This window comes from Streptococcus sp. LQJ-218 (assembly GCF_003428885.1).
Taxonomy (GTDB): Bacteria; Bacillota; Bacilli; order Lactobacillales; family Streptococcaceae; genus Streptococcus.
In genome coordinates, this window is record NZ_QQRU01000004.1 from 198466 (window position 1) to 217460 (window position 18995).

The window sequence follows — 18995 nt, forward strand, 5'->3', positions numbered from 1 at the left end:
GAGAACTCATGTCTCAAGTAAAAGGCTTGTGTGTTATGGATGTCGATGGGACCTTAATCCTAGAAGAAGTGATTGATTTGTTGGGAAGAGAAGTAGGTCATGAGGAGGAAATTTCGCAGATTACAAGTCGGGCAATGCGAGGAGAGTTAGACTTTGAAAGTAGTTTAAGAAAAAGAGTGTCCTTGTTGGAAGGTCTTCCTGTTTCGGTCTTTGATAAAGTTTTTAAGTCTATTCATCTAACGCCAAATGCACAGAAATTTATCTCTATTCTCCAAAAGAATGGCATCCTAGTTGGTCTGGTGTCCGGTGGTTTTACGCCAATAGTTAAAAGATTAGCAAAATCTCTTGGCATTGCCTATTTTTCTGCCAACCAACTTGAAGTCAAAGATGGCTTTCTAACAGGGAAATTAGTTGGAGCAATTATAAGCCCTGAAATCAAACAAGCAACTCTAGAAAAATGGAGAAATGAACTCAAACTCCCTAAAGAAAGAATACTTGCAATCGGTGATGGGGCCAATGATCTATTAATGTTGAAATCAGCAGGACTAGGAATTGCTTTTTGTGCTAAAGAAGTGCTGAAAAAAGAAATACCACATCATGTTGACAAGAGGGATTTTTTTGAAGTTCTTTCTTTGATTGCCTGTTTAGAATGAGGGAAAATATGAAGATTGTAATTGCGCCAGATTCGTTTAAAGAAAGCTTGACCGCAGAAGAGGTATCTGAAGCTATTAAGAGAGGCTTCCAACAATCGAAAGCAGATGTAGACTGTCTCCTCTGTCCTGTTGGTGATGGTGGAGAAGGCACTGTAGATGCTATCCGACATTCTCTTGACCTTGAAGAAAAATGGATTCAAGTGACAGGGCCTTTTGGCCAAAAAGAAGCCATGCGCTATTTTCAAAAAGGAGAACTGGCACTATTTGAAGTTGCTGATTTGGTTGGCCTTGGAAAAATTCCGCTAGAAAAACGAAAACCACTGAAAATCCAAACTTGTGGTATTGGAGAATTGATTCGTCATCTCATTAGCCAAGAGATTAGAGAAATCCATATTGGCGTTGGTGGTACGGCTAGTAATGATGGAGGTATTGGGATTGCTGCTGGTTTAGGTTATCAATTTTATGATAGGGATGGAAATGTCTTGCCCGCTTGCGGTCAGTCCTTGCTAAATTTAGCTTCTGTATCAATAGAAAACCGCTATAAAATTCCTGAAGGTGTTCACATTAATATTTTAGCAGATGTCGATAGTCCTTTATGCGGTCCTCAAGGTTCGACTTATATTTTTGGCAAACAAAAAGGCCTAGATCCGTCTATGTTTGCAGATGTCGATCAAGCAATCCAAGACTTTTATGAAAAAGTCTCACCTGCAACATTGAAAATTAAAGGAGCAGGAGCTGGTGGAGGCCTTGCTGGTGGTTTGTGTACCTTTGCTTCGGCCGATATTGTGTCTGGAATAGATACCTGCTTGGACCTAATCAACTTTGATAAGAAAGTTTTACATGCTGACTTAGTTATTGTTGGAGAAGGAAGGCTAGATCGTCAAAGTTTAGCAGGTAAAGCGCCTATTGGTGTTGCAAAAAGAACCCCTGTCGGAGTTCCTGTCATTGCTATCTGTGGTAGTCTTGCTGAAGATTTACCTCCCTTACCATTTGAAAATATCCAAGCTGTTTTTTCTATTTTAGAAAAAAGTGAGTCTTTAGAAGATAGTTTAAAAAATGCCAGTCTTTATTTGGAGCACACGGCCTCCAATATTGGACGTTTATTAAATATGCGCAAGTTTTAGCCAAACCATTTCTTCCACAAGGATGTTTTGGCTGGTTCTTCCTTTTTCCCTTCCCAAAGTTTTGCAAAAGCAAGTCGAAGGTCCTTTTCTTCTACTTGTACTGGTGCATTGGTGTGGATAATCAGGCCAAAAGGAGAAGAAGTATGCTCTTCAGATACAATGGTAGCTTGACTATCAGTTTCTTTAGCTTCTTTTAAGTAGAAAACTTGCTTATCGAATTCGATAGTTGGTGAAATCTTTACAAATAGTGGCTCTGTTTTTTCCTGAAGGTTTTCTAAAATAGATAAAAATCCTTTTTCTAGTTGAGGGCTATTTGCTGTGTCGATATCTGCATATCCAAGAACTCTTTCCTCAAAGGTACCAAGATAGCGTCTTTGCTCATCCGGATTTAATTTTGGCCCACCATGAGCTTTTTCAAGTAATTGTTTTGATAAATCTGTCATAAAAACAGTATATCATAAAAGTTAGAATAAAACAGGCAAAAGAAAGCGATTACTTTATAAAGTTAAGGAAAATTTGCACAAAGATAACGTTTTTTCTTGAAAAAGAAGGGTTTTTGATGTATCATAGAGGTGTAAAATAATTTAACTCAAAGGAGAGTAAAAAATGTCAATTATTACTGATGTTTACGCTCGCGAAGTCCTAGACTCACGCGGTAACCCAACACTTGAAGTAGAAGTTTACACTGAATCAGGTGCTTTCGGACGTGGTATGGTTCCATCAGGAGCTTCTACTGGTGAACACGAAGCAGTTGAACTTCGCGACGGTGATAAATCTCGTTACGGTGGTCTTGGTACACAAAAAGCTGTTGACAACGTAAACAACATCATTGCTGAAGCAATCATCGGCTACGATGTACGTGATCAACAAGCTATCGACCGTGCTATGATCGCACTTGACGGTACTCCTAACAAAGGTAAATTGGGTGCGAACGCAATCCTTGGTGTGTCTATCGCTGTAGCTCGTGCTGCTGCTGACTACCTTGAAATCCCACTTTACAGCTACCTTGGTGGATTCAACACTAAAGTTCTTCCAACTCCAATGATGAACATCATCAACGGTGGTTCTCACTCTGACGCTCCAATCGCTTTCCAAGAATTCATGATCGTACCTGCTGGTGCACCAACATTCAAAGAAGCTCTTCGTTGGGGTGCTGAAATCTTCCACGCACTTAAGAAAATCCTTAAAGGCCGTGGTCTTGAAACAGCTGTAGGTGACGAAGGTGGATTTGCTCCTCGTTTCGAAGGAACTGAAGACGGTGTTGAAACTATCCTTGCTGCGATCGAAGCTGCTGGTTACGTTCCAGGTAAAGACGTATTTATCGGATTTGACTGTGCTTCATCAGAATTCTACGATAAAGAACGTAAAGTTTACGACTACACTAAATTTGAAGGTCAAGGCGCTGCTATTCGTACATCTGCAGAACAAATCGACTACCTTGAAGAATTGGTTAACAAATACCCAATCATCACTATTGAAGACGGTATGGACGAAAACGACTGGGATGGATGGAAAGCTCTTACTGAACGTCTTGGTAAGAAAGTACAACTTGTTGGTGATGACTTCTTCGTAACAAACACTGACTACCTTGCACGTGGTATCGAAGAAGGTGCTGCTAACTCAATCCTTATCAAAGTTAACCAAATCGGTACTCTTACTGAAACTTTTGAAGCTATCGAAATGGCTAAAGAAGCTGGTTACACTGCCGTTGTATCACATCGTTCAGGTGAAACTGAAGATTCAACAATCGCTGACATCGCAGTTGCAACTAACGCAGGACAAATCAAGACTGGTTCACTTTCACGTACAGACCGTATCGCTAAATACAACCAATTGCTTCGCATCGAAGACCAACTTGGTGAAGTAGCTGAATACCGTGGATTGAAATCATTCTACAACCTTAAAAAATAAAATAGTTCAGTGAACTATTTTATCCCGAACCTTGAAATTAAAAAGTTCGGCCGTTGATTTAACAACGTTTCTAGCCCCTCGGATTTTCTCCGAAGGGCTATTTTTGTATTTAGGGGGCAAAAAAGGGGCAAAACTTTTTAAAAATATCAGTTAATACAAATACGACTCAGCTAATATAATTGAAAATGATGGAAAGAAAGGTGAATTTATGATATACTTTAATGTAGGACCTTTTTAGAAATTTTGAAAGAGTATTAAAAATTTAAAATGAGAAAAATTGTTATCAATGGTGGCTTGCCTCTGCAAGGTGAGATTACCATTAGTGGCGCAAAAAATAGTGTAGTAGCTTTAATTCCGGCAATTATCTTAGCAGATGATGTTGTAACTTTAGATTGTGTACCAGATATTTCCGATGTTGCTAGTCTTGTCGAAATCATGGAGTTAATGGGGGCTACCGTTAAACGTTATGACGATGTGTTAGAGGTTGATCCAAGAGGTGTTCAAAATATTCCAATGCCTTATGGAAAAATCAACAGTCTTCGTGCATCTTATTATTTTTATGGAAGTCTTTTAGGTCGCTTTGGTGAAGCCACTGTTGGCTTACCTGGAGGATGTGATCTTGGACCTCGTCCGATTGACCTACACCTTAAGGCTTTTGAAGCTATGGGTTCCACTGTTAGCTACGAGGGAGATAACATGAAGTTATCTGCTAAAGATTCAGGACTCCATGGCGCAAGTATTTACATGGACACAGTTAGTGTAGGTGCGACGATTAACACGATGATTGCTGCGGTTAAAGCAGATGGCCGTACTATTATTGAAAATGCAGCTCGTGAGCCTGAGATTATTGATGTTGCAACTCTCTTGAATAATATGGGAGCTCATATCCGTGGTGCAGGAACCAATATCATCATTATTGATGGTGTTGAAAGATTACATGGAACCCGTCATCAGGTGATTCCAGACCGTATTGAAGCGGGAACATATATTTCCTTAGCTGCTGCAGTCGGTAAAGGAATTCGTATCAATAATGTACTATACGAACACTTAGAAGGTTTCATTGCCAAGTTGGAAGAAATGGGAGTTCGAATGACTGTATCTGAAGACAGCATTTTTGTCGAGGAACAGTCTAATTTGAAAGCAATCAATATTAAGACAGCTCCTTATCCTGGTTTTGCTACTGACTTGCAACAACCAATTACTCCTCTCTTGTTAACAGCAGAAGGGCGTGGTACCATTATTGATACCATTTATGAAAAGCGTGTAAATCATGTTTTTGAACTAGCAAAGATGGACGCGGATATTACGACTACAAACGACCATATTTTATATGCCGGTGGACGTAGTTTACGTGGAGCAAATGTAAAAGCTACTGACCTTAGGGCTGGGGCTGCACTTGTCATTGCTGGTTTGATGGCTGAAGGTAAAACTGAAATTACAAATATTGAGTTCATTTTACGTGGTTATTCAGATATTATTGAAAAATTACGTAATCTAGGAGCGGATATTACACTTGTTGAAGAATAAACCGTAGAGGTGTTTATGAATGTTTGGACCAAATTAGCAATGTTTTCTTTTTTTGAAACGGATCGCTTGTATTTGCGTCCTTTCTTTTTTAGTGATAGTCAGGATTTCCATGAGATAGCTTCAAATCCAGAAAATTTGCAATTCATTTTTCCAAGTCAAGCTAGTCCGGAAGAGAGTCAATATGCATTGGCCAATTATTTTATGAAGGCTCCTTTAGGTGTATGGGCTATTTGTGACAAGAAAACTGAAAAAATGATTGGTTCAATTAAATTTGAGAAGCTAGATGAAATTAAAAAAGAGGCAGAACTTGGTTATTTTTTGAGAAAAGATGCTTGGTCACAAGGATTTATGACAGAAGTTGTTAAAAAACTTTGCCAACTTTCTTTTGAGGAATTTGCTTTAAAACAATTATCCATCATTACCCACCTTGAAAATGAAGCTAGCCAAAAAGTTGCTCTTAAGTCTGGCTTTCGTTTGATTCGTCAGTTTAAAGGAAGTGATCGCTATACAAGGAAAATGCGAGATTATCTTGAGTTTCGCTTTGTAAAGGGAGAGATTAATGAGTAAACACCAAGAAATTCTAAGCTATTTGGAAGAATTACCTGTCGGAAAGAGGGTTAGTGTTCGTAGTATTTCGAATCATCTAGGCGTCAGTGATGGAACGGCTTATCGGGCTATTAAAGAAGCTGAAAACCGTGGTATTGTAGAGACTCGCCCAAGAAGTGGTACTATTCGTGTTAAATCTCAGAAAGTTGCTATAGAGAGATTAACTTTTGCTGAAATTGCTGAAGTGACTTCTTCTGAGGTTTTGGCTGGTCAAGAAGGTTTAGAGAGAGAATTTAGTAAGTTCTCAATCGGTGCCATGACTGAGCAAAATATTTTGTCTTACCTTCATGATGGGGGACTTCTGATTGTCGGAGACCGTACCCGTATCCAATTACTAGCGCTTGAAAATGAAAATGCCGTCCTGGTTACAGGTGGATTTCAGGTCCATGATGATGTGATTAAACTGGCCAATCACAAAGGAATTCCAGTTTTAAGAAGCAAACATGACACTTTCACTGTTGCAACCATGATCAATAAAGCCTTGTCAAATGTTCAAATCAAAACAGATATTTTGACAGTTGAGAAGCTTTACCGTCCGAGTCATGAATATGGTTTTCTAAGAGAGACTGACACAGTCAAAGATTATTTGGACTTGGTACGCAAGAATCGTAGTAGCCGTTTCCCTGTTATTAATCAACATCAAGTTGTTGTAGGTGTTGTAACCATGAGAGACGCTGGTGATAAGTCACCAAGCACAACAATTGATAAGGTCATGTCTCGCAGTCTATTTTTAGTTGGATTATCGACAAATATTGCTAATGTGAGTCAACGAATGATTGCTGAAGACTTTGAAATGGTACCGGTTGTTAGAAGTAATCAAACCTTGCTTGGGGTTGTAACCAGACGAGATGTCATGGAGAAAATGAGTCGTTCTCAAGTTTCGGCTCTACCAACTTTTTCTGAGCAGATTGGTCAAAAACTTTCATATCACCATGATGAAGTCGTCATTACAGTGGAACCCTTTATGCTTGAGAAGAACGGTGTTTTGGCTAAATGGTGTATTGGCAGAAATCTTGACCCATATGACTCAAGATTTAGTTCTTAATAGTGGTCGCAATCTCATTATCGAGCAGATGCTAATCTACTTTTTGCAGGCTGTTCAGATTGATGATATATTGCGCATTCAGGCACGTATTATCCACCATACTAGACGATCAGCTATTATTGATTACGATATTTATCATGGTCATCAGATTGTTTCAAAAGCAAATGTGACTGTTAAAATTAATTAGAAATTAGGAGAAAAAATGATAACATTAAAATCAGCTCGTGAAATTGAAGCTATGGATAAGGCAGGTGATTTTCTAGCAAGTATTCATATCGGCTTGCGTGATTTGATTAAGCCTGGCGTAGATATGTGGGAAGTTGAAGAATATGTTCGCCGTCGTTGTAAGGAAGAAAATTTCCTTCCGCTTCAGATTGGAGTTGACGGTGCTATGATGGACTATCCTTATGCTACCTGCTGCTCTCTTAATGATGAAGTGGCTCACGCGTTCCCTCGTCACTATATCTTGAAAGATGGTGATTTACTCAAAGTTGATATGGTTTTGGGAGGTCCTATTGCTAAATCTGACCTGAATGTCTCAAAATTAAACTTCAACAATGTGGAGCAAATGAAAAAATACACTCAGAGCTACTCTGGTGGTCTAGCAGACTCATGTTGGGCTTATGCTGTTGGTACACCGTCTGAAGAAGTGAAAAACTTGATGGATGTCACCAAAGAAGCTATGTACAAGGGAATTGAGCAAGCTGTTGTTGGGAATCGTATCGGTGATATCGGTGCGGCTATTCAAGAATACGCTGAAAGTCGTGGTTACGGTGTAGTTCGTGATTTGGTTGGTCATGGTGTTGGTCCAACTATGCATGAAGAACCAATGGTTCCTAACTATGGTATTGCTGGTCGTGGACTTCGTCTCCGTGAAGGAATGGTCTTGACCATTGAACCAATGATCAACACAGGTGACTGGGAAATCGATACAGACATGAAAACTGGCTGGGCTCATAAGACTATTGACGGTGGCTTATCTTGTCAATATGAACACCAATTCGTGATTACGAAAGAAGGGCCTGTTATTTTGACTAGCCAAGGTGAAGAAGGAACTTATTAATAAAAAGTGAAAAGGCTACTGGAAGTTTATTTTGATAAAAAATTCAGTAGATCTTTTTATAATAAAACGTATTGTATCAAGTATTAGGTAGCTGATATGATGCGTTTTTTTGATTTTAAGATTCTTAATTCAATCTCTTGGTCTTTGTTATGATTTCATACTCAATAAAAATCAATGAGCAAACTAGGAAGCTAGCCGCAGGTTGCTCAAAGCACTGCTTTGAGGTTGTGGATAAGACTGACGAAGTCAGTTACCTATATCTACGGTAAGGCGACGCTGACGTGGTTTGAAGAGATTTTCGAAGAGTATCAAAAATAAAATTCTTCTAAAATGGTACACTTCAGGTTAAAAAAATGGCATTTCAGATTTTCTGGTTCAGAAATAACTATCACTATGATATAATTATTTTATGATTATTACTATTCCTATAAAAAACCATAAAGATATTGGCACACCATCTGATTCAGTCGTTGTTCTTGGCTATTTTGATGGTATACATAAGGGGCATCAAGAATTGTTTCGTGTTGCCAATAAGGCTGCGAGAAAGGATTTATTGCCTATCGTAGTTATGACGTTTAATGAATCTCCAAAAATCGCTTTAGAGCCTTATCATCCGGATTTGTTTCTACATATTTTAAACCCTGCTGAACGTGAAAGAAAATTAAAAAGAGAAGGTGTAGAAGAATTATATCTCCTTGATTTTAGCAGTCGATTCGCTAGTCTCGCTGCAGAAGAATTTTTTGCGACTTATATCAAGGCTATGAATGCTAAAATTATTGTTGCAGGTTTTGATTATACATTTGGTTCTGACAAAAAAACAGCAGAAGATTTAAAGGATTACTTTGATGGAGAAGTCATTATTGTCCCACCTGTAGAAGATGAGAAAGGAAAGATTAGTTCAACACGTATCCGTCAAGCTATTTTAGATGGAAATGTGAAAGAAGCAGGAGAACTTTTGGGGGCTCCTCTTCCATCTAGAGGTATGGTGGTCCATGGCAATGCTCGTGGTCGTACGATTGGTTATCCAACAGCGAATTTAGTGCTTTTAGATCGCACTTACATGCCAGCAGATGGAGTTTATATTGTTGATGTTGAAATTCAAAGACAGAAGTATCGTGCCATGGCTAGTGTTGGAAAAAATGTGACCTTTGATGGAGAAGAAGCACGTTTTGAAGTCAATATTTTTGATTTTAATCAAGATATTTATGGGGAAACCGTCATGGTTTATTGGCTTGATCGTATTCGAGATATGACCAAATTTGACTCAGTCGATCAATTAGTGGATCAGTTAAAGACTGATGAAGAAATAGCTCGGAATTGGTCTTAAGAGCTGCTTGAGTAAACAAAAAAGAGGTTGTCTGTACCCCAAAAGATAGATGATTTATTCTAACTTTTGAGGTCACTACAAGACCTCTTTTTATTCTTTTTCAAAGGTAAATCCTTCTCCAAGGATTTCGTGAGCTTCTGTAATAGTGATAAAGGCTTGAGGATCGATTCGATGAATCATTTCCTTCATTTTCACAATTTCATTTCTTCCGACAATACAGTAAATGATTTTTAAATCTTCTCGACTATAATAACCTTGACCTGAGATGAAAGTAACACCTCTTCCTAGGTCATCATTAATTGCCTTAGCAAGTTGATCAGGACATTTTGTGATAATCATAAAGCCTTTGCCAGCATAGCCTCCTTCACCAATCAGGTCAATAACACGTGAAACGATAAAATCAAACAAGAGTGTGTAGGTAACCAATCTCAGATCCTTGAAGATGAGGAGGATGAGCATGAGAATACAAAAATCTAAGATAAAGAGCAACTTCCCCATGGATATATGAGTGTATTTATTGAGAATACGAGCTAGAATATCAGTACCACCAGTTGTTCCACCAGCATTGAAGATAATTCCGAGCCCAATTCCCAATAGAATCCCAGCTATAAGAGCAGTGATTAGTAAATCACCTTCCAGATTAATATGAAGAGGAATTCGCTCAAAAAAAGCCAACCAGGCGGATAAAGCTAAGGTTCCTAGTAAACTAGAATAGAGGGATTTAGCTCCAAAGATTTTCCAAGCTAGGATGAAAAGGGGAATATTAATCAGTAGGTTCATGAGAGAAACAGGGATTTTAAAAAGATAAAAAGTGATAAGCGTAACACCTGTCGCCCCTCCTTCAAATAGATGATTAGGAACTACAAAATAAGTAAGACCAAAAGCATAAATAGCAGCACCTAGTAAGATGGTTAAAATGGGATAAATTTTTTTTATCATAGGGACCTCTTTTCTTATAAGTAGATTATATCAAATTTTTAAGAAAAATTTGATTGACTCCATTAGGATTTTTAATTTTTTTTTGATATAATTAAAAGTAAGAAATCCAATCTGAATCCTAAAATAGAAAGATTGATACCATGACAAAAATTAAGATTGTAACTGATTCATCTGTTACTATTGAACCAGAACTAGTAAAACAATTAGATATCACTGTTGTTCCATTATCTGTAATGATTGATAACGTTGTATATTCTGATGCGGATTTAAAAGAAGAAGGTAAATTTCTTCAGTTAATGCAAGAAAGTAAGAATCTTCCGAAAACAAGTCAGCCGCCTGTAGGTGTCTTTGCTGAAACTTTTGAAGACCTAAGCAAAGATGGTAGCCAGATTCTTGCTATTCATATGTCCCATGCCCTTTCAGGTACTGTAGAAGCAGCACGTCAAGGTGCTAGTTTATCTACTGCAGATGTGACGGTTCTTGATAGTTCCTTCACTGACCAAGCCCTAAAATTCCAAGTTGTTGAGGCTGCGAAGTTGGCACAAGAAGGCAAAGAGTTGGAGGAAATTTTATCTCATGTAGAAGATGTTAAAAACCACACAGAACTCTATATTGGCGTTTCGACTTTGGAAAATCTTGTTAAAGGTGGACGAATTGGCCGTGTAACTGGATTGTTGAGCTCACTTCTCAATATCCGTGTTGTTATGCAAATGAAAGACCATGAATTGCAGCCAATCGTTAAAGGTCGTGGAGCTAAAACCTTTAAAAAATGGTTAGATGACTTAATAACATCGCTTTCTGAACGTTCTGTAGCAGAGATTGGAATTTCATATTCTGGTAGTGCTGATTGGGCAAAAGAGATGAAAGAGAGCTTACAAGCATATGTTGAAAAGCCAATTTCAGTTTTGGAAACGGGCTCTATTATTCAAACTCATACGGGTGAAAATGCATGGGCTATTTTAGTTCGTTACAACTCTTAAAAAATAAATAAAATGGGAAGAAATAGCGTTTTTAACTTGACCTAAAAGGGATTTTAGGATATGATTATATTTGTTAATTAGAAATTAATTGGAGGAATCATTAACATGGCAAACAAACAAGATTTGATCGCTAAAGTAGCAGAAGCTACAGAATTGACTAAGAAAGACTCAGCGGCAGCAGTTGAAGCTGTATTCGCAGCAGTAACTGAGTACCTTGCAGCTGGTGAAAAAGTTCAATTGATCGGTTTTGGTAACTTTGAAGTTCGTGAGCGTGCTGAACGTAAAGGTCGTAACCCACAAACTGGTAAAGAGATCAAAATTGCAGCTTCTAAAGTTCCAGCATTCAAGGCTGGTAAAGCACTTAAAGACGCTGTTAAATAATTTGAATTTAAAAAGCCTATTGTATCAAGCTTTCTAGCTTGGTCAGTAGGCTTTTGTTTTTGTTTTGGGGCATTTTTGGAGCCAGAACCTGAATGAATTAGCACCGGAAAACCTTTCAAATACAGACTAATTTAAATGGCGTAGCAGAAATCATACAAATGAAATTGATTATAGTAAAATAGGATTAGAATTATTAAGAAAGTTGGTTCTTTATTGGAAACAATAGTATTTTCAATCTCCGTTTTTTTAGCAGGGATCTTGTCCTTCTTTTCGCCTTGTATATTTCCTCTGTTACCTGTTTATACTGGAATTTTATTGGATGATCAGGAAAGTGCAAAATCTTTTTCTTTGTTCGGGAGAAAGGTTCTATGGTCGGGTTTGATTCGAACACTGTGCTTTATTGCAGGTATCTCTCTCATTTTCTTTATCTTAGGATTTGGTGCTGGTTACTTTGGTAATATCCTCTATGCCGATTGGTTTCGCTATACCATGGGAACGATTATCATTATTTTAGGTTTACACCAGATGGAAATTTTTCATTTTAAGAAATTAGAGGTTCAAAAAAGCTTTACTTTTAAGAAATCAGAAGCTAATCGTTATTGGTCAGCATTTTTGCTTGGTATTACCTTTAGCTTTGGTTGGACGCCTTGTATCGGTCCAGTTTTAAGTTCTGTTTTAGCGCTTGCAGCTTCTGGAGGCAATGGCGCTTGGCAGGGAGCTATCTATACCTTGATTTACACTCTAGGGATGGCCATTCCTTTCTTGGTTTTGGCTCTAGCTTCAGGTGTAGTAATGCCTTATTTTGGTAAAATGAAGCGTCATATGATGCTACTAAAGAAAATTGGTGGTTTCCTCATTATTTTAATGGGAATTTTGTTACTATTAGGACAAGTAAATGTTCTGGCAGGAATTTTTGAATAAAGGAGAACAAATGAAAAAAGTAATGTTTGCTGGCTTAAGCCTTTTGTCAGTATTTGTATTGATGGCCTGTGGTGAGGAAGAGACTAAAAAGACTCAAGCACCAGAACAATCCCCAAAACAACAGCAACAAACGACTGTACAACAAATTGCTGTTGGAAAAGAGGCTCCAGACTTTACCTTGCAATCAATGGATGGCAAAGAAGTCAAGTTATCTGATTATAAGGGTAAAAAAGTCTACTTGAAGTTTTGGGCTTCATGGTGTGGTCCATGTAAGAAAAGTATGCCAGAGTTGATGGAATTAGCTGCAAAAGAAGATCGTGACTTCGAAATTCTTAGTGTCATTGCACCAGGAATTCAAGGTGAAAAAACTGTTGAGCAATTCCCACAATGGTTCCAAGATCAAGGTTATAAGGATATCCCAGTTCTTTATGACACAAAAGCAACTACATTCCAAGCTTATCAAATTCGAAGCATTCCTACAGAATACCTGATTGATAGTCAAGGAAAGATTGGAAAGATACAATTTGGTGTTATCAGCAACGCGGATGCAGAAGCAGCCTTTAAAGAAATGAACTAGAATTGACAAAGAAAATCTGATTACAATAAGTAGTCAGTTTTTTTTAAAAAAATATTTTATAAATATTCACAAATATCCTATATTTATGGTAAAATAGAAACATCATTTTATTTTGGAGTCAAAGATGAATATATTTAGAACAAAGAATGTCAGTCTAGATAAAACAGAGATGCATAGGCATTTGAAGTTATGGGATTTGATTTTGCTGGGTATCGGAGCCATGGTAGGGACAGGTGTCTTTACAATAACAGGTACTGCAGCTGCAACTCTAGCGGGTCCAGCCCTAGTGATTTCAATTGTCATTTCTGCCTTGTGTGTGGGATTATCAGCTCTCTTTTTTGCAGAATTTGCTTCACGAGTACCTGCGACAGGTGGTGCCTACAGTTATCTTTATGCTATTTTAGGAGAATTCCCAGCCTGGTTGGCTGGTTGGTTAACCATGATGGAATTCATGACAGCCATATCTGGTGTAGCTTCGGGTTGGGCAGCTTATTTTAAAGGCTTGCTCTCTCAATATGGGATAGCCCTCCCTCAGGCTTTAAATGGTACTTTTAATCCTCAAGCAGGGACATTTGTTGATTTATTGCCTATTCTTGTCTTGGTTCTAGTTACCTCACTTGTTTTACTTAATGCTAAGGCAGCCTTACGCTTTAATTCGATCCTAGTTATTTTGAAATTTTCGGCTTTAGCTCTCTTTGTTTTGGTAGGAATTTGGCATATCAAATTTGATAATTGGAGCAATTTTGCTCCCTACGGTTTTGGACAAATCTATGGCGCTAGTACTGGTATTATGGCTGGTGCGTCCTTGATGTTCTTTGGATTTTTGGGATTTGAATCTATCTCTATGGCTGTAGATGAAGTCAAGACTCCTCAAAAAAATATTCCGAGAGGGATTGTCTTGTCGCTTTCTATCGTAACCATTCTTTATGCGTTGGTGACGCTTGTCTTGACTGGTGTGGTTCACTATAGTCAACTAAATGTCGATGATGCCGTTGCCTTTGCTCTTCGCAGCGTTGGAATCAGTTGGGCAGCTAATTATGTGTCATTAGTGGCTATCTTGACCTTGATTACAGTTTGTATTTCGATGACCTATGCCTTATCGCGTATGATTTACAGTTTAGCACGTGACGGGTTAATGCCGTCCGTCTTTAAAGAGCTAACGAAGACAAGTAAGGTACCCAAAAATGCTACTATTTTGACAGGTCTAGCTTCAGCAGTAGCAGCAGGAATATTCCCTCTTGCTAGTATTGCAGCCTTCTTAAATATTTGTACCTTGGCCTACTTGATTATGCTAGCATATGGCCTGATTCGATTACGAAAAGAAAAAGGGATGCCAAAAGCTGGTGAATTTAAAACACCATTGGTTCCCCTGTTACCCATTTTATCAATCATTATTTGTTTATCCTTTATGTTGCAGTATAATATGGAAACCTGGATTGCTTTCCTTATTACTTTGTTAATAGGAAGTCTTATTTACTTTACTTATGGTTATAAGCATTCTACCATAGAAGAATAATACTCTTCGAAAATCTCTTCAAACCACGTCAGCTTCGCCTTGCCGTATATATGTGACTGACTTCGTCAGTCTTATCTACAACCTCAAAACAGTGTTTTGAGCAACCTACGGCTAGCTTCCTAATTTGCTCTTTGATTTTCATTGAGTATATAAAGTGAAAGTCTGTTGAGTTATTGAAACTCAGCAGACTTTTATATGTGAAAGAAATTTCAATGTTTTTCTAAAAATATCTTGACAGATTAAATTTTTAGGAGTAGAATGTTTACTAGTTAATTAAATGGTTAAGGAGTTGTTTATGAAGAAACAAAATTTATTTTTAGTATTGTTAAGTGTCTTTCTTTTGTGTTTAGGTGCTTGTGGTCAAAAGGAAAGTCATACAGGGAAAGGGATGAAAATTGTGACCAGTTTTTACCCTATTTACGCTATGGTCAAGGAAGTATCTGGTGACTTGAATGATGTTCGGATGATTCAGTCAAGTAGTGGGATTCACTCCTTTGAACCTTCAGCAAATGATATTGCAGCAATATACGATGCAGATGTCTTTGTTTACCATTCTCATACGCTCGAATCTTGGGCAGGAAGTCTGGATCCAAATCTAAAAAAATCTAAAGTTAAGGTTTTAGAGGCTTCTGAAGGAATGACATTGGAACGTGTTCCAGGTCTAGAAGACGTGGAACCAGGTGATGGTGTTGATGAAAAAACGCTCTATGACCCTCACACTTGGCTAGATCCTGAAAAAGCTGGCGAAGAGGCGCAAATTATCGCTGACAAACTTTCAGAGGTGGATAGTGAGCATAAAGAGACTTATCAGAAAAATGCGCAAGCCTTTATCAAAAAAGCTCAAGAATTGACGAATAAATTCCAGCCTAAATTTGAAAAAGCGAGTCAGAAAACTTTTGTAACACAGCATACTGCTTTTTCTTACTTAGCTAAGCGATTTGGCCTAAACCAACTTGGAATTGCAGGTATTTCTCCAGAACAAGAACCAAGTCCAAGACAACTAACAGAAATTCAGGAATTTGTTAAGACCTATAAGGTTAAAACAATTTTTACAGAAAGTAATGCTTCTTCAAAAGTAGCTGAAACTCTTGTCAAATCAACAGGTGTGGGGCTTAAAACTTTGAATCCTTTAGAGGCAGACCCACAAAATGACAAGACTTATTTAGAAAACCTTGAAGAAAATATGAGTGTTCTAGCAGAAGAATTAAAGTGAGGAAAGAATGAAAATCAATAAAAAATATGTAGCGGGTTCCGTGGCAGTTCTTGCCCTAAGCGTTTGTTCCTATGAACTTGGTCGTTACCAAGCTGGTCAAGTTAAGAAAGATTCGAATCGAGTTGCTTATATAGACGGTGATCAGGCTGGTCAAAAGGCAGAGAACTTGACACCAGATGAAGTTAGTAAGAGAGAGGGAATCAACGCCGAACAAATTGTTATCAAGATTACGGATCAAGGTTATGTGACCTCTCATGGAGACCATTATCATTACTATAATGGCAAGGTTCCTTATGATGCTATCATCAGTGAAGAACTGCTGATGAAAGATCCGAATTATCAGTTAAAGGATTCAGACATTGTCAATGAAATCAAGGGTGGCTATGTGATTAAGGTAGACGGGAAATACTATGTTTACCTTAAAGATGCTGCCCACGCGGACAATATTCGGACAAAAGAAGAGATTAAACGTCAGAAGCAGGAACACAGTAGTAATCATGGTGGCGGTTCAAATGACCAGGCAGTAATTGCAGCCAGGGCTCAAGGACGTTATACAACGGATGATGGTTATATCTTCAATGCATCTGATATCATTGAGGACACAGGTGATGCCTATATCGTTCCTCATGGTAATCACTTCCACTATATTCCTAAGAGTGATTTGTCTGCTAGTGAATTAGCTGCAGCTCAAGCTTTCTTATCTGGAAAAGGTGGTCAATTAAGTACAGTTGAATATCGTTCAAGCAGGGGAGAAACAAGATCTAGTGTGAGAACGAGTCAATCTGAAACTCCTTCAAATCCTACAACAGCTCCGGCGAATCAAAACGAGGATTTAGATAGTCTCCTTCAAGAATTGTACGCTTTGCCGCTGAGTCAACGTCATGTGGAGTCTGATGGCTTGGTATTTGACCCAGCACAGATTACAAAACGTACAGCTAATGGTGTGGCAGTTCCTCACGGAGATCATTTCCATTTCATTCCTTATTCGCAAATGTCTGCTTTGGAAGAAAAATTGGCTCGAAATCTGCCAATTGGAGGTCAGCCAGTCCAAAGTCATACTGACAATACGAAAGCAAGCAGTCCTGAGAAACCAAGTTCAACGATTAAACCAAACTTTAATCTCAATACGCCTGCACCGAATAGAGGGAGTGGAGGAGCCTATACAACGGACGATGGGTATGTCTTTAGTCCGACAGATGTGATTGAAGATACAGGTGATGCTTTTGTTGTACCGCACGGCAATCATTTCCACTATATACCTAAGAGTGATTTGTCAGCAGGAGAATTGGCTGCGGCCCAAGCTTATTGGAATAGTAAACAGGGCTCACATTCTGCTCCAAGTTCAAGTAAACCAAATAGCAATAACACAAAACCGTCTCAACCAAGTTTGACAGAAACTCCTAATCTGACTGTCACTCCAAATTATCATCAAGACCAAGGAGAAGATATTCCAACACTTTTACGTGAATTGTATGCCAAACCTTTATCAGAACGCCATGTGGAATCGGATGGTCTAGTCTTTGATCCAGCACAAATCATCAAACGTACTGCAAATGGTGTCGCAGTGCCTCACGGAGACCATTATCACTTTATCCCTTATTCACAGATGTCACCTTTGGAAGAAAAATTGGCGCGTATGATAGCTGTCAAGGGACAAAATGGCAGTGTTTTACCAAACGTCACACCACTAAAGCCAGGCCCTACTACCAAACCTCAAGTACCAGCAGAAAATAAACCGACTGAATTTGATGTCAAGCAGGTTGTTAGAAAAGTTGGCGACGGATATATTATAGAGGATAAGGGCGTTAGTCGTTATGTTCTTGCTAAAGATTTGGCTAAGGATAAGATTGATGCTATTGAAAATCTCTTGTCTAAGAAAATCCAAGAAACACACGATCTAGTTGCGAAGAAAGACAATGTCGCTCCTCGTGATCAAGAATTTTATGATAAAGCATATAATTTATTGGCCGAGGCTCATAAAGCCTTGTCTGAAAATAAGGGGCGTACTTCTGATTTCCAAGCCTTGGACAAATTAGCAGAACGCTTGAATGATGAATCGACTAATAAAGGAAAATTGGTAGATGATTTATTGGCATTCCTAGCACCAATTACCCATCCAGAGCGACTTGGTAAACCAAATTCTCAGATTGAGTATACGGAAGATGAAATTAAATTAGCGAAATTAGCAGGCAAGTACACAACAGAAGATGGCTATATCTTTGACACTCGTGATATTACTAGTGATGAGGGAGATGCTTATGTAACTCCACATATGACCCATAGTCATTGGATTAAGAAAGAGAGCTTGTCTGAAGCTGAAAGAGTGGCAGCCCAGGCTTATGCTAAAGAGAAAGGTTTGACACCTCCTTCAACTGAGAATCAGGGTTCAGAAAATACTGAGGTTAAAGGAGTAGAATCAATCTATAATAAAGTGAAAGCAGCTAAGAAGATCCCACTTGATCATATTCCTTACAATCTACAACATACTGTTGAAGTTAAAAATGGTAGCTTAATTATACCTCATTACGACCATTATCATAACATTAAATTTGGTTGGTTTGACGAAGGACTCTATGAAGCACCTAAGGGTTATAGCCTTGAGGATCTCTTTGCGACTGTAAAATATTATGTTGAACATCCTGAAGAACGTCCTCACTCAGATAATGGTTGGGGAAATGCCAGCGACCATGTTCGTACAAATAAGGCAGACCAAAACAGTAAAGCTGATGAAGATAAGGGAAATCATCATGAATCAGACGAGTCAACCCGTCCTGAATCCAATGAAAAAGAGAATCACGCAGGTTTAAATCCTTCAGCAGATAATCTTTATAAACCAAGCACTGATACGGAAGAGACAGAGGAAGAAGCTGAAGATACTACAGATGAGGCTGAAGTACCTCAAGTAGAGACTGAAAAAGTAGAAGCTAAGATCAAAGAAGCAGAAACTTTACTTGCTAAAGTAGCGGATGCTAGTCTGAAAGCCAATGCGACAGAAACCCTAGCTGGTTTACGAAATAATTTGAGTCTCCAAACCATGGATAATAATGATATCATGGCAGAAGCAGAGAAATTACTTGCTTTGTTAAAAGGTAGTGAGTCAGTTATGACAACACCAGAAGCATAAGTTTATCCTATTAAATCAAAATGATGTAAGAGTCAGTAGCAATACTGGCTTTTATTTTTTAAAATGATATAAAAATCTTGACAGATAA

Annotated in this window: 16 protein-coding genes and 1 pseudogene; 15 read left to right on the forward strand and 2 right to left on the reverse strand. The window is 38.3% G+C overall.

From position 1 onward, the window contains the following. The first annotated feature begins 8 nt into the window (after positions 1-8). Together serB and D2908_RS05135 are read left to right on the forward strand one after the other, a co-directional pair. Complete coding sequence (serB, locus tag D2908_RS05130; RefSeq protein WP_117305384.1) at positions 9-653, forward strand: phosphoserine phosphatase SerB; 645 nt, start codon at positions 9-11, stop codon at positions 651-653. An 8-nt stretch (positions 654-661) separates the two neighbouring features. Further along, positions 662-1777 (forward strand): glycerate kinase, encoded by a 1116-nt coding sequence (locus D2908_RS05135; RefSeq protein WP_117305385.1) that lies wholly within the window; start codon positions 662-664, stop codon positions 1775-1777. Here D2908_RS05135 and D2908_RS05140 read toward each other — a convergent pair. Beyond that, positions 1774-2220, reverse strand: coding sequence for a DUF1694 domain-containing protein (locus D2908_RS05140; RefSeq protein WP_117305387.1), 447 nt, complete (start codon positions 2218-2220; stop codon positions 1774-1776). The genes D2908_RS05135 and D2908_RS05140 overlap by 4 nt on opposite strands. Before the next feature lie 163 nt (positions 2221-2383). Here D2908_RS05140 and eno point away from each other — a divergent pair, with 163 nt between their 5' ends. The 6 genes and pseudogenes from eno (at position 2384) to D2908_RS05175 (ending at position 9256) form a co-directional block, all read left to right on the forward strand. Continuing rightward, positions 2384-3688 (forward strand): surface-displayed alpha-enolase, encoded by a 1305-nt coding sequence (gene eno / locus D2908_RS05145; RefSeq protein ID WP_117305388.1) that lies wholly within the window; start codon positions 2384-2386, stop codon positions 3686-3688. A 267-nt stretch (positions 3689-3955) separates the two neighbouring features. Next, positions 3956-5215, forward strand: a complete 1260-nt coding sequence (locus tag D2908_RS05150; RefSeq protein ID WP_117305390.1) for a UDP-N-acetylglucosamine 1-carboxyvinyltransferase — start codon at positions 3956-3958, stop codon at positions 5213-5215. 15 nt (positions 5216-5230) lie between these two features. Beyond that, a complete protein-coding gene (locus tag D2908_RS05155) occupies positions 5231-5782 on the forward strand; it encodes a GNAT family N-acetyltransferase (RefSeq protein WP_117305392.1) in 552 nt (183 codons plus the stop codon). After that, positions 5775-7053 (forward strand): annotated as a pseudogene (spxR, locus tag D2908_RS05160) (CBS-HotDog domain-containing transcription factor SpxR). Before D2908_RS05155 ends, spxR begins: the two are co-directional and overlap by 8 nt. A 15-nt stretch (positions 7054-7068) precedes the next feature. Next, positions 7069-7929: a methionyl aminopeptidase gene (locus D2908_RS05170; RefSeq protein ID WP_117305395.1), complete on the forward strand. Its 861-nt coding sequence runs from the start codon at positions 7069-7071 to the stop codon at positions 7927-7929. Between the two features lie 409 nt (positions 7930-8338). Beyond that, complete coding sequence (locus D2908_RS05175) at positions 8339-9256, forward strand: bifunctional riboflavin kinase/FAD synthetase (protein WP_117305397.1); 918 nt, start codon at positions 8339-8341, stop codon at positions 9254-9256. A 90-nt stretch (positions 9257-9346) separates the two neighbouring features. Here D2908_RS05175 and D2908_RS05180 read toward each other — a convergent pair whose 3' ends face one another. Then, positions 9347-10195 (reverse strand): YitT family protein, encoded by an 849-nt coding sequence (locus D2908_RS05180; RefSeq protein WP_117305398.1) that lies wholly within the window; start codon positions 10193-10195, stop codon positions 9347-9349. Positions 10196-10335: 140 nt separating this feature from the next. Between D2908_RS05180 and D2908_RS05185 the strand changes: the two genes are divergently transcribed. The 7 genes from D2908_RS05185 to D2908_RS05215 all read left to right on the forward strand — a co-directional run bounded on the left by D2908_RS05185 (position 10336) and on the right by D2908_RS05215 (position 18907). Further along, positions 10336-11175: a DegV family protein gene (locus D2908_RS05185; protein ID WP_117305400.1), complete on the forward strand. Its 840-nt coding sequence runs from the start codon at positions 10336-10338 to the stop codon at positions 11173-11175. Between the two features lie 105 nt (positions 11176-11280). Next, positions 11281-11556, forward strand: coding sequence for an HU family DNA-binding protein (locus tag D2908_RS05190; protein ID WP_049497398.1), 276 nt, complete (start codon positions 11281-11283; stop codon positions 11554-11556). A 213-nt stretch (positions 11557-11769) separates the two neighbouring features. Continuing rightward, positions 11770-12477, forward strand: a complete 708-nt coding sequence (gene ccdA2, locus D2908_RS05195) for a thiol-disulfide oxidoreductase-associated membrane protein CcdA2 (protein WP_117305401.1) — start codon at positions 11770-11772, stop codon at positions 12475-12477. 10 nt (positions 12478-12487) lie between these two features. After that, on the forward strand, positions 12488-13054 hold the full coding sequence (sdbB, locus tag D2908_RS05200) for a thiol-disulfide oxidoreductase-associated lipoprotein SdbB (RefSeq protein ID WP_117305424.1): 567 nt from the start codon (positions 12488-12490) through the stop codon (positions 13052-13054). A gap of 124 nt (positions 13055-13178) precedes the next feature. Further along, the gene (locus tag D2908_RS05205) at positions 13179-14570 is read left to right on the forward strand and encodes an amino acid permease (RefSeq protein WP_117305403.1); all 1392 of its coding nucleotides are present in this window, start codon (positions 13179-13181) and stop codon (positions 14568-14570) included. A 295-nt stretch (positions 14571-14865) separates the two neighbouring features. Next, positions 14866-15783 carry a zinc-binding lipoprotein AdcAII gene (gene adcAII, locus D2908_RS05210; protein WP_117305404.1) on the forward strand — a complete coding sequence of 306 codons (918 nt, stop codon included), beginning with the start codon at positions 14866-14868 and terminating at the stop codon, positions 15781-15783. Between the two features lie 7 nt (positions 15784-15790). Further along, on the forward strand, positions 15791-18907 hold the full coding sequence (locus tag D2908_RS05215) for a pneumococcal-type histidine triad protein (RefSeq protein ID WP_117305406.1): 3117 nt from the start codon (positions 15791-15793) through the stop codon (positions 18905-18907). The last annotated feature ends 88 nt before the right edge of the window (positions 18908-18995 follow it).